Source organism: Streptomyces boetiae, assembly GCF_031845405.1.
Classification (GTDB): Bacteria; Actinomycetota; Actinomycetes; order Streptomycetales; family Streptomycetaceae; genus Streptomyces; species Streptomyces boetiae.
The window spans coordinates 1-11458 of record NZ_JAVREN010000058.1; the positions used below are offsets into that span (position 1 = coordinate 1).

12 protein-coding genes and 2 tRNA genes are annotated in these 11458 nt (G+C 74.0%); 8 read left to right on the forward strand and 6 right to left on the reverse strand.

All coding sequences use genetic code 11. The features are described from left to right. Positions 1-73 precede the first annotated feature (73 nt). The 5 genes from RM780_RS24920 to fabF all read left to right on the forward strand — a co-directional run bounded on the left by RM780_RS24920 (position 74) and on the right by fabF (position 5011). Complete coding sequence (locus RM780_RS24920; protein WP_311633168.1) at positions 74-1231, forward strand: PucR family transcriptional regulator; 1158 nt, start codon at positions 74-76, stop codon at positions 1229-1231. A 100-nt stretch (positions 1232-1331) separates the two neighbouring features. Then, positions 1332-2294 (forward strand): ACP S-malonyltransferase, encoded by a 963-nt coding sequence (locus RM780_RS24925; RefSeq protein ID WP_311633141.1) that lies wholly within the window; start codon positions 1332-1334, stop codon positions 2292-2294. Between the two features lie 2 nt (positions 2295-2296). Further along, entirely contained in the window at positions 2297-3355 is a 1059-nt protein-coding gene (locus tag RM780_RS24930; protein ID WP_311633142.1) for a ketoacyl-ACP synthase III, read from the forward strand. 64 nt (positions 3356-3419) lie between these two features. Then, the gene (locus RM780_RS24935; RefSeq protein WP_311633143.1) at positions 3420-3668 is read left to right on the forward strand and encodes an acyl carrier protein; all 249 of its coding nucleotides are present in this window, start codon (positions 3420-3422) and stop codon (positions 3666-3668) included. Positions 3669-3748: 80 nt separating this feature from the next. After that, on the forward strand, positions 3749-5011 hold the full coding sequence (gene fabF / locus RM780_RS24940; protein WP_311633144.1) for a beta-ketoacyl-ACP synthase II: 1263 nt from the start codon (positions 3749-3751) through the stop codon (positions 5009-5011). A gap of 375 nt (positions 5012-5386) precedes the next feature. Here the strand turns inward: fabF and RM780_RS24945 are convergent, their stop codons facing one another. Then, positions 5387-6349, reverse strand: a complete 963-nt coding sequence (locus RM780_RS24945) for a beta-ketoacyl-ACP synthase III (protein ID WP_311633145.1) — start codon at positions 6347-6349, stop codon at positions 5387-5389. A gap of 56 nt (positions 6350-6405) precedes the next feature. Then, positions 6406-6900 (reverse strand): DUF3145 domain-containing protein, encoded by a 495-nt coding sequence (locus tag RM780_RS24950; RefSeq protein ID WP_311633146.1) that lies wholly within the window; start codon positions 6898-6900, stop codon positions 6406-6408. A gap of 232 nt (positions 6901-7132) precedes the next feature. Here RM780_RS24950 and RM780_RS24955 point away from each other — a divergent pair, with 232 nt between their 5' ends. Then, positions 7133-8041, forward strand: coding sequence for an SGNH/GDSL hydrolase family protein (locus RM780_RS24955; protein ID WP_311633148.1), 909 nt, complete (start codon positions 7133-7135; stop codon positions 8039-8041). 18 nt (positions 8042-8059) lie between these two features. Here RM780_RS24955 and RM780_RS24960 read toward each other — a convergent pair whose 3' ends face one another. The 4 genes from RM780_RS24960 to RM780_RS24975 form a co-directional block, all read right to left on the reverse strand. Continuing rightward, a complete protein-coding gene (locus tag RM780_RS24960; RefSeq protein ID WP_311633149.1) occupies positions 8060-8470 on the reverse strand; it encodes a hypothetical protein in 411 nt (136 codons plus the stop codon). Then, the gene (locus RM780_RS24965; RefSeq protein ID WP_311633150.1) at positions 8467-8721 is read right to left on the reverse strand and encodes a hypothetical protein; all 255 of its coding nucleotides are present in this window, start codon (positions 8719-8721) and stop codon (positions 8467-8469) included. The genes RM780_RS24960 and RM780_RS24965 overlap by 4 nt, the downstream gene beginning before the upstream one ends. 687 nt (positions 8722-9408) lie before the next feature. After that, complete coding sequence (locus RM780_RS24970) at positions 9409-10425, reverse strand: NADP-dependent oxidoreductase (RefSeq protein ID WP_311633151.1); 1017 nt, start codon at positions 10423-10425, stop codon at positions 9409-9411. A gap of 118 nt (positions 10426-10543) precedes the next feature. After that, entirely contained in the window at positions 10544-10828 is a 285-nt protein-coding gene (locus tag RM780_RS24975) for a YtxH domain-containing protein (protein ID WP_311633152.1), read from the reverse strand. Positions 10829-10989: 161 nt separating this feature from the next. Between RM780_RS24975 and RM780_RS24980 the strand changes: the two genes are divergently transcribed. Both RM780_RS24980 and RM780_RS24985 read left to right on the forward strand, forming a co-directional pair. Then, positions 10990-11062: transfer RNA gene (locus RM780_RS24980), tRNA-Asn, on the forward strand. Positions 11063-11261: 199 nt separating this feature from the next. Continuing rightward, a tRNA-Ile gene (locus RM780_RS24985) sits at positions 11262-11335 on the forward strand. Positions 11336-11458: the final 123 nt, after the last annotated feature.

Below are 11458 nucleotides of genomic sequence, written 5' to 3' on the forward strand. Positions count from 1 at the left end.
GATCAGCACCGACGTCTTCGGCACCGCCCCCCGCGATCCGGGAGAGCAGCCGGAGCGCAAGGAACGCGAGCGGCTGACCCACGCCGCCACCGTCCGCCGGCTCGAACAGGCCGCCGGGAAGCTGTCCGCCGCCGCCATCGCGCGCATGGACCAGCGGCTGTCCTGGTACCGCGCCATGCCCCCGGAGAACCGCTCGTGGATCGGCCTGGTCGCCCAGGCCGGCATCGCGGCGTTCACCGAGTGGTTCCGCCACCCCGACGCGCCCCAGGCGATCAGCACCGACGTCTTCGGCACCGCCCCCCGCGAGCTGACCCGGGCCATCACCCTGCGCCAGACCGTCGAGATGGTCCGCACCACCATCGAGGTCGTGGAGTCGGCCGTCGAGGAGCTGGCCGCGCCCGGCGGGGAGGCCGCGCTGCGCAACGCCCTCCTCGTCTACGCGCGGGAGATCGCGTTCGCCACGGCGCAGGTCTACGCCCAGGCCGCCGAGGCCCGCGGCGCCTGGGACGCCCGCCTGGAGTCGCTGGTGGTCAACGCGGTGGTCTCCGGGGAGGCCGACGAGAGCGACGTCTCGCGGGCCGCGGCCCTGGGCTGGAAGGCCCCCGAGCACGTCACCGTCGTCCTGGGCAACGCGCCCGACGGCGACAGCGAGCTGACCGTCGAGGCCATCCGCCGCGCCGCCCGCTACGCCCGCCTCCAGGTGCTCACCGGCGTGCTCGGCAAGCGCCTGGTCGTCATCGCCGGCGGCAGCGACGACCCGGTGCAGGCCGCCAAGCGCCTGATCGGGCCGTTCGCCGCGGGCCCGGTGGTGGCCGGCCCCGTGGTCGGGGACCTGCTGGCCGCCACCCGCTCCGCGCAGGCCGCCGCCGCGGGGCTGCGGGCCTGCGCCGCCTGGCCCGACGCGCCCCGGCCCGTCCTCGCGGACGACCTGCTGCCCGAGCGCGCGATGGCGGGAGACCCCACCGCCCGCCGCCTGCTGGTGGAGGAGATCTACAGACCGCTCCAGGAGGCCGGCTCCGCTTTGCTGGAAACGCTCAGTGTCTACCTGGAGCAGGCCAGCTCTCTGGAGGGTGCCGCCAGAATGCTCTTCGTCCATCCCAACACCGTGCGGTACCGCCTGCGTCGTGTGACTGATGTCACCGGATGGCCGCCATCCGAAGTCCGATCTGCCTTCACCCTCCGCATCGCGCTGATGCTCGGCCGCCTCTCCGACGCCGAGGCGCGCGGTTGAGCCGCCGACCGGGTTTTGTATAAGGGCCACAAATCCCTAGGCTGTTCTTCGTCCCCGCCCCCACGGGCGGGGACCCGCGGGCCCGGGAGAGAGTGAGAGAGTGCTGGTACTCGTCGCTCCCGGCCAGGGCTCGCAGGCCCCTGGCTTCCTGAAACCGTGGCTCGACCTCCCCGGCTCGGAAGACCGGCTGCGCGCCTGGTCCGAGATCGTGGGGATCGACCTCATCCACTACGGCACCGAGGCGGACGCCGAGGCGATCCGCGACACGGCCGTCGCCCAGCCCCTGCTGGTGGCCGGTGCCCTGCTGTCCGCGCGGGCCCTCTTCGACGACCCCGCCCTGCCGCCGCCCGCCGAGGCCATCGGCGCCGTGGCCGGGCACAGCGTCGGCGAGCTGGCCGCCGCCGCGCTGGCGGGCGTTCTCTCCGAGGAGGACGCGATGGTCCTGGTGCGCCGGCGCGCCGAGGCCATGGCCGAGGCCGCCGCGGTCACCGAGACCGGGATGGCCGCCGTCCTCGGCGGCGACCCGCGGGCCGTCGCCGCCCGCCTGGAGGAGCTGGGCCTGACGGCGGCGAACAACAACGGCGGCGGCCAGATCGTCGCCGCCGGCACCGCCGAGCAGCTTGCCGCGCTCGCCGCCGACAAGCCGGAGAAGGCCAAGGTCATCGCCCTCAAGGTCGCGGGCGCCTTCCACACCCACCACATGGCGCCTGCCGTGGCCGCCATGGAGGAGGCCGCGAAGAACGTCGCCGCCGCCACCCCGTCCGTGCGCTACGTCTCCAACGCCGACGGCGGCGTCGTGGACGAGGGCGACGAGGTGCTGCGGCGGCTGGTCTCGCAGGTCTCCAGCCCCGTGCGCTGGGACCTGTGCATGGAAACCTTCCAGCGCCTGGGCGCCACGGCGTTCGTCGAGCTGTGCCCGGCCGGAACGCTCACCGCGCTCGCCAAGCGGAACCTGCCCGGTGTCGCGCCGGTCGCCGTCAAGAGCCCCGATAAGCTGCCCGAGGCCCGCGAGCTGATCGCCCGGGCACTCGGCCAGTCCGCCCCGGCACCGGAGGAGCACTGACCATGCCCGCCCCGCAGCCCACCCCTGCCCCCGGGAACGCCCCGGGGAACGCCCCCGAGGGCGCACCCGTCCCGCTGCACCCCGGCTCGGGCACCCCTTACGCCCGCGTGCTGGGCGTCGGCGGGTACCGCCCCAGCCGCGTGGTCCCCAACGAGGAGATCCTCCAGCACATCGACTCCTCGGACGAGTGGATCCGCTCCCGCTCCGGCATCGCCACCCGGCACTGGGCCGGGGAGGACGAGACCGTGGCCGAGATGGCCCTGGCCGCCTCCGGCAAGGCCATCGCCGCCGCCGGCCTGACAGCCGACCGGATCGACGCCGTGATCGTCTCCACCGTCTCCCACTTCTCGCAGACCCCCTCGGTCGCCGCCGAGATCGCGCACCGCCTGGGCACCGACCGGGCCGCCGCGTTCGACATCTCGGCCGCCTGCGCCGGGTTCGTCTACGGCGTGACCCTGGCCAAGGGCCTGGTCGTCAGCGGCAGCGCAACGAACGTCCTGGTCATCGGGGTCGAGCGGCTCTCCGACCTGACCGACCTGGAGGACCGCTCCACGGCGTTCCTCTTCGCCGACGGCGCCGGTGCCGTCGTCGTCGGCGCCTCCGACCGGCCGGCGATCGCCCCGACCGTGTGGGGCTCCGAGGGCGACAAGGCCGGCGTCGTCGGCCAGAACACGCCCTGGGACCAGTACCGGCCGGGCGAGAAGTTCCCCGCCCTCCGGCAGGACGGCCAGACCGTCTTCCGCTGGGCTGTCTACGAGGTGGCCAAGGTGGCCCGTCAGGCACTGGACGCCGCCGGGATCACCGCCGACCAGCTCGACGTCTTCATCCCGCACCAGGCCAACATGCGGATCATCGACTCGATGGTGAAGACGCTCAATCTGCCGGACCACGTGGCGGTCGCGCGCGACGTGGAGACCACCGGCAACACCTCGGCCGCCTCCATCCCCCTGGCCATGGAGCGGATGCTGGCGACCGGGCAGGCGAAGAGCGGCGACACCGCACTCGTCATCGGCTTCGGGGCGGGTCTCGTCTACGCCGCGACGGTCGTTACCCTCCCCTAAGCAAGATTCCGATCACCCCACCAACGCGGAACCGCAAACCGCAGCACACGAAGGAGCGCCGCACATGGCTGCCAGCAGGGAAGAGATCATCGCCGGTCTCGCCGAGATCGTGAACGAGATCGCCGGCATCCCCAACGAGGAGGTGACCGAGGAGAAGTCCTTCACCGACGACCTCGACGTGGACTCGCTCTCGATGGTCGAGGTGGTCGTCGCCGCCGAGGAGCGCTTCGGCGTCAAGATCCCGGACGACGACGTCAAGGGCCTGAAGACGGTCGGCGACGCGGTCGGCTACATCGAGTCCCACCAGGGCTGACCCGCCCCTTCAGTTCGCGCTTGTCGCCACCCGCCGCGGTGGCGCGGCACCAGCATCCACGAGTAGCGGAGTAAGAATCTGTGAACGCGACCAATCGAACGGTGGTTGTCACCGGTGTCGGCGCAACCACACCGCTGGGTGGCGACAGCGCATCCACCTGGGACGGCCTGCTGGCCGGCCGCTCCGGCGTCCGGCCGCTGACCCAGGACTGGGCGGCCGAACTGCCCGTCCACTTCGCCGCCTCGGCCGCCGTCGATCCCGCGGAGGTGCTGCCCCGGCCGCAGGCCAGGCGCCTGGACCGCACCGCGCAGTTCGCGCTGATCGCGGGCCGCGAGGCGTGGGCGGACGCCGGGTTCACCGGCCGGGCGGGCGAGGAGGCGGCCGTTGACCCGGCGCGGCTCGGCGCGGTCATCGCCTCGGGCATCGGCGGGGTCACCACCCTCCTCGACCAGTACGACATCCTCAAGGAGCGCGGCGCGCGGCGGGTCTCCCCGCACACCGTGCCGATGCTGATGCCCAACAGCCCGGCGGCGAACGTCGGCCTGGAGTTCAACGCCCGCTCCGGCGCGCACACGCCGGTCAGCGCGTGCGCCTCGGGCGCCGAGGCGGTCGGCTACGCCGCGGAGATGATCCGCACCGGCCGGGCCGACGTGGTGCTGGCGGGCGGCACCGAGGCGTGCATCACGCCGCTGCCGATCGCGGCCTTCGCCAACATGATGGCGATGTCCAAGAACAACGAGGACCCGCAGGGCGCCTCGCGGCCCTACGACCTGGGCCGGGACGGCTTCGTGCTGGGCGAGGGCGCCGGCGTGGTCGTCCTGGAGTCCGCCGAGCACGCCGCCCGCCGCGGCGCGCGGGTGTACTGCGAGATGCTGGGCCAGGGCCTGTCCTCGGACGCGCACCACATCGCGCAGCCCGAGCCCACCGGCCGCGGCATCTCCGCCGCCATGCAGAACCTGCTGGACCTGACCGACCTCAAGCCCGAGCAGATCGCCCACCTCAACGCGCACGCCACGTCCACGCCGCTGGGCGACATCGCGGAGATCAAGGCCCTGCGGCACGTGCTGGGCGAGGACCTGGACCACGTGGCGGTCTCCGCCACCAAGTCGATGACCGGCCACCTCCTGGGCGGGGCGGGCGGCGTCGAGACCGTGCTCACGGTGCTGGCGCTGCACCACCGCACGGCCCCGCCGACCATCAACATCCGCGAGCTGGACCCCGAGATCGACGCGGACGTGGTCAGGGACGAGGCGCGCGCCCTGCCGACCGGGACGATCGCCGCGATCAACAACTCCTTCGGCTTCGGCGGCCACAACGTCGTCCTGGCCTTCCGGACGGTCTGACCCCCGGGTCGGCCCCGCCAGCGCCGCGCCCCGCGCGCGCGGCACGGCGACGGGCCGGTCCCGCCCCCGTCGAGGGAGGGCGGGCCCGGCCCGTCGCGCTTTTCTGCGGCCCAACGCCCACCCGCGGGCTGTCGCGCACCGCGGGCCACCGCGTGGGCCCGGCCCCACCCGCCTGCACACGGCCGAACGCTCACCCGCGGGCCGCCGCGGCAGGCGCAGGCCCGCAGGCTCAACGCCCGCCCGCAGACCGCCGGGCCGCGGGCCACCGCGTGGGCGCGGGGCGCCGCGCACGGCGCATCATCGCAGGCCGCGCGAGGCTCTGCGGGCCGACGCGCCGGCACGGACCATGGACCACCGCGGGCCGCGTGCCAACGCTCAGGGGCAGCGCACGACCTGGCCGGCCCAGGACAGGCCGCCGCCGAAGGCGAAGAGCAGCACCGGCGCACCGGCCGGGATCTCCCGGCGTTCCACGAGCTTGGCCAGGGCCAGCGGCACGGAGGCCGCCGAGGTGTTGCCCGAGCCGACGACGTCCTTGGCGACGACCGCCTGCGGGGCGCCGATCTGCCGCGCCAGGGACTCGATGATCCGCAGGTTCGCCTGGTGGGTGACGATGCCGCCCAGCTCCTCCGGCCGCACCCCGGCCCGCTCGCAGGCCTGGCGGGCGAGCGGGGCCAGCTCCGTGGTCGCCCACCGGAAGACCGACTGCCCGTCCTGGGAGAACGTCGGATGCCAGGCCCCCAGCAGCCGCACCGCGGACCCGCGCGCCGGGTCCGAGCCCCACACCACCGGGCCGATGCCGTCCGCCTCGGCGCCGGCCTCGGTGGCGTCGGTGGCGCCGGAGGCGGAGAGCACAGCGGCGCCCGCCCCGTCGCCCAGCAGCACGCAGGTGGAGCGGTCGGTCCAGTCCAGGACGTCCGACATCTTCTCGGCGCCGATCACCAGCGCGTGCCGGGCGGCGCCCGCCCGCAGCGTGTGGTCGGCGGTGGCCAGGGCCGTGGTGAAGCCGGCGCAGCCGTTGTTCAGGTCGAAGCAGACGGCGGAGGGGATGCCCAGGCGGGCGGCGACCTGGGCGGCGGTGGAGGGAACCCGGTCGATGAAGCTGCACGTGGCGACGATCACCTGGCCGATGTCGGCCGCGTCGATCCCGGAGCCGGCCAGCGCCTTCCCGGCCGCGGCGGCGGCCAGGTCGGCGACGGACTCCTCCTTGGCGATGTGCCGCGTCGCTATGCCGGTGCGCTGCCTGATCCACTCGTCGCTGGTCTCCACCAGCCGGGCGATATCGTCATTCGTCATCACGTGCTCGGGCTGGTAGTGCCCCATGGCGGAGATCCGGGTCATGCGGGAAATATATCGACCGCCCGGCGGCCCGCCCCCGGCGCGGCGGGGGCCGCTGCTCACACCACCTGGTGCAGCCAGCGCACGGGCGCGCCCTCGCCCGCGTGCCGGAAGGGCTCCAGCTCGTCGTCCCAGGGCTTGCCGAGCAGGCTGGTGATCTCCACCTGGAGGTCGCTCTCGCCGCGCGCCGCCCGGGCGGCGGCGGCCCGCAGCCGCTCCTCGGGGATCATGATGTCGCCGTGCAGGCCGGTGACCGCGTGGTAGAGGCCGAGTTCGGGGGTGCAGCTGTAGCGCTCGCCCTCCGCGGTGCCGGAGGGGTCGGCGGTGACCTCGAAGCGCAGCAAGTGCCAGCCGCGCAGCGCGGAGGCGAGCTGGGAGGCGGTGACCGGCTCTCCCTGCCAGGACAGCTCGGCGCGCCAGGTCCCGGGGGAGGCCGGCTGTCTCGTCCAGTCCAGGCTCAACCGGGAACCGAGGACCGAGGCGACGGCCCACTCGATGTGCGGACACAGGGCGCGCGGGGCTGAGTGCACATACAGAACGCCACGTGTCGTCATCGGACCTCCACTCTTCTCAGCCTGCGCCGTTGCGAGCTTCAAGGCGCCCCCTCAATGACCCCGAAACCGCACACGAACAGTAAACAGCATGGCGCCTTTTTCAAGGCATTTCACGGCCAAAGCGGACAGGACGTGACGCGCGGTCATCTCTTAAGCTGAAAGCTCGGAACGTCCGCCCGGCCCCGTTCCCTGCGGGGTCCAAGCTACCGAAAGACCTACCCGAAGGATCTGAATGCCGGTCAGCCGACGCTCATCCGCCACGCCGATCGCCGCAGCCCTCCTCCTCACCGCGGCCCTGGCCGCCGGGTGCACCTCCCCATCGCCCTCCTCCCCCACCCCTTCGCCCTCCTCCTCCGCCCCGGCACCCGAGAGCGAGAACGCCCCCGGCGCCGGGGAGTGGAACGTACGCCCCGCCTCCGTGGCCGCGATCGGCGACTCGATCACGACGGCCTTCGACGCCTGCTCCCTGCTCTCCGACTGCCCCGAGGTCTCCTGGGCGACCGGCACGGACGCCCGAGTGGCCAGCCTGGCACGGCAGTTGCTCGGCGACAGCGGCGCGGTGGGCGAGCGTTCCTGGAACTACGCCGAGTCCGGCGCGCACGTCTCCGACCTCCCCGCCCAGGCCCGCCGCGCCGCCGCCCACGAGCCGGAGCTGCTGACGGTGATGATCGGGGGCAACGACGCCTGCGCCCCGGACGTCGCCTCGATGACGGACGTCGAGGACTTCCGCGCCGACTTCACCGAGACGATGGACATCCTCCGGGAGGAATCCCCGGACACGCAGGTGTACGTCTCCTCGGTGCCGGACCTGATGCGCCTGTGGTCCGAGGGCAGCGGCTCGGCCCTGGCCCGCGCGGTGTGGCAGCTCGCCGGCATCTGCCCCGCGATGCTGGGCGACCCCGGCGACGCCTCCCCCGCCGCCGACGAGCGCCGCACGGCCGTGCGCGAGCGGGTGCAGGACTACAACGCCGTCCTGGCCGAGGTCTGCTCGGCCGACCGCCTGTGCCGCTACGACGGCGGCGCGGTCTTCGACTACGCCTTCACGGCCGACCACATCAGCGACTGGGACTGGTTCCACCCCAGCCGCGAGGGCCAGTCCGAGCTGGCGGCCCTGGCGTTCGAACAGGTCACCGCCGAATGACCCGCGGGGCGCGCGCCCTCAAGGCAGCAACTCGATGGCGATGGCCGGGTAGAGCGTGCGCAGCGGGTCGGGGGCGGCCGTGATGACGGGCCACTGGCGGGCGGCGGCCAGGTAGGCGACGTGGCCCAGCGTGGTGGGAGAGGGCCGGTGCGCGGAGCGCAGGATGCCCGAGCCGATCGCCTGGGACTCCTCAAGCGGCGCGAAGGCCACCAGCGGGAAGCGCATGATCGCGCCGAGCGCGTCCCGGGCGTGCGGGTGCAGGTCGGCCGAGGCGTCCGCGACGCAGGTGGCGGGCGCGAGCAGCGGGATGACGTGCCGGTGCGCCGAGGAGAGCAGCGCCCGCATGTAGAGGTCGCCGCGGGCGGCGGCCACCAGCGCGCTGGTGTCGAGGATGCGTCCGCCTATGGTGCCGGTCTCGCGCGAGGTCACGCGGCCGGCGAGGCGGCCGGGGTGTCCAGGCCCAGGGCCCGGTCGGCCCAGGCGCGGTGCTCGGCGCCGGGCGAGCGCTCGTCGCCGAAGAGCCGCCGCAGCGTCTCGGCCACCTCGGCGGCCTCCTCGTCCCGGCGCAGCAGCTCCTGGATGTGCCCGGAGACGGAGGGGATGCGCCCGGCCGCCTCGGCGTCCTTGAGACGCCGCAGCTGGTCCTCGGGCAGCGAGATCGCCGTTTTCCGCATGGTCATACCTCAGTAGTACCACCATTCGGCCGGGTCATGCCAGCCCCGCAGCAAGGGTGCGGATCGGGCAGCTCGAAGGGGACGTACCGGCCGCCGCGGGCCGGCCTCAGCCGCAGCGGCAGCGTTCCGTCGGGCCTGCCCCCCGGGCCGCAGGTGGCCCCACCTCCGGCTCCGGGACAATGCCGCGAAGCGCCTCGGCGGTGCGGCCGAACAGCTCGCCCAGGGCCAGGCGCGCGGGCAGCCCCAGCGCCCGCTCCCCCCACACGACGCCCCCCGGCGCCCGCCCCGGCGCCGGGGGCGAGGCGGCCGAGGCGGGCGAAGACCTCCCCGGCCCGCCCCGGCGTCCGGCACCCAAAGGCTCGGCGCCAGGCGCGGCTCCTCCCCGCCCACCGGGTGGATGCGGGCGAAGGCGCCCCCGGGCAGGGCCAGGCGGTGGGCCAGGTCGTGCAGCGCGCGGTCCGCCTCGGCCACCGCGGCCGTTCCCAGGTCCAGGCCGATGACGGCCGGCTCCGGCGAGGCATCACTCGGGCAGCACCCCAGATCGAGTTCGAGGAGAACCACAGATCCCCCCACGGGTCCGCCTCGCCGAGAACATCCAGGGCCGGGCCCGGCCGCCCCCGCCGAGGCGCGCGAGCCGGGCGCGGCGGCGTGCGCGCCCTGCGCCCGCCTGCACGCTCGCGCCCGCGCCCCCCTTCACTCCTCCAGGCTGATGATCATCTTCCCGGTGTTCTCGCCGCGCAGCATGCCCAGGAAGGCGTCCAGGGCATTCTCCACGCCCTTGACCGTCGTCTCGCGGTACCGCAGCTCGCCGGAGCGGATCCAGGCGGAGACCTCCTCCACGAAGCGCGGCTGGAGGCCGTAGTGGTCCAGGACCAGCAAACCCTCGATGCGCAGCCGCTTGCCCACGATCAGCGGCAGGTTCCGGGGCGCGGGCGGCGGCTCGGTGGCGTTGTACTGCGCGATCATTCCGCAGATCACCGCGCGGCCGTGGACGTTGAACGCCCCGATCGCGGCCTCCAGATGCTCGCCGCCGACGTTGTCGAAGTACAGGTCGATGCCCTCGGGCGCCGCCGCCGCGAGCTGCTCGGCCACCGGGCCGTCCTTGTAGTTGAACGCCGCGTCGAAGCCGTACTCCTCGGTGAGCAGCCGGACCTTCTCGGCGCTGCCCGCGCTGCCGATCACCCGTGCGGCTCCCTTCAGCCGGGCGATCTGTCCGGCCTGGCCGCCGACCGCCCCGGCCGCGCCGGAGACGAACACCGTGTCGCCCTCGCGCAGCCGCCCCACCTCCAGCAGCCCGGAGTAGGCGGTCAGCCCCGGCATCCCCAGGACCCCCAGGTAGGCGGGCAGCGGCGCCAGGTCGGCGCTCACCCTCGTCGCCCGGGCCGCGTCCAGCGTCGCCCACTCCCGCCAGCCCTGGTCGTGCAGCACGTGGTCGCCCGGCGCGAGGCCCTCGGCCGCCGACTCCACCACGACGCCGACGGCGCCGCCGGTCATCGGACGGCCCAGCGCGTAGGGCTCGGCATAGGACTTCGCGTCGTTCATCCGCCCGCGCATGTACGGGTCCACCGACAGGTGGAGGTTCCGCACGGCGACCTGGCCGGGGCCGGGCGGCGCCACGGGCCCCTTTCGCAGCGCGAAGTCCGCGGGGGTGGGCCAGCCGCGGGGGCGGGCGGCCAGGTGCCATTCACGACCGGTGCTGGGCAGGGACACGTCGGTCCTCCTGTCGTTTCTCCGCGCGACGCGCACGCGACGCGCAGATGGTGTGCAACGCGGCCCCGCGCCCGTTCCTTCCCGCCCGCGCCCGGCTGTCCGCCCCCGCGCGCCCCGATCAGGACGCCTCGCGCGTCTCCCCGGACGGCTCCTCGTCCTCCCGCCCGCCCACGGCCCGCAGCCGGTCGGCCACCGGCCCCGGCAGCCGGTCGCCGGCCCGGTCGGCCACCATGGCCACCACGCCGCGGCCCGACTGGGCGGCGCTGTCCACGGCGTTGCGCACCGCGGGGTTGGTCCGCCACCGCTCGGCCGTCTGCCGCATCTGCTCGTACCGCTCGCGCCCGGCCCTGGCCCCGAGCACGTACCCGACCGCCATACCGGCGAGGAACGTCAGCTTGCGCATGGGATGCTCCTTCTTCTTCGTCGAACTGCTGGCCTGCCACGCGGCCGGTATCCGAGTGGCCCGGATTACCGATTTCGAAGCACCCCCGCACATGCGCTAATGTATGGGCCGCGACGAGGTCACGCCCCCGGCGGAAGGGGAGCGGGACCCGAGCGGAGCAGTCCCCTGTAGCTCAATTGGCAGAGCAGCCGGCTGTTAACCGGCAGGTTACTGGTTCGAGTCCAGTCGGGGGAGCAACCACCAGGCATCATCCGAAGGGCCCCGTCCGGGGCCCTTCGTGCTTTCCCGTGCATCACTCCGCGAACGCCGGGAACCGATCACCCCGTGCCCGCAGTCCCTCCCTGCGTACGACCGCCCCCGACCCGGGCGGCAGATCGTATGAGCAGCTATGCTGCGGCAGACGGCGCGTACAGATGTGCGCGGCACGCCGCTTGGGGCGGTAGCTCAGCCGGTTAGAGCAACGGACTCATAATCCGTCGGCCGTGGGTTCGAGTCCCACCCGCCCCACCCAAGCGCCTCGGCGTATCCCTACCGACTGTGTGGAAATGCGCCGCCGGATTGCCAAGAAGCGCGCTCACCGTCACGTACCCGACTCCCCGGCCCCCTGCGTGCCGCCTGGCACTCCGACTT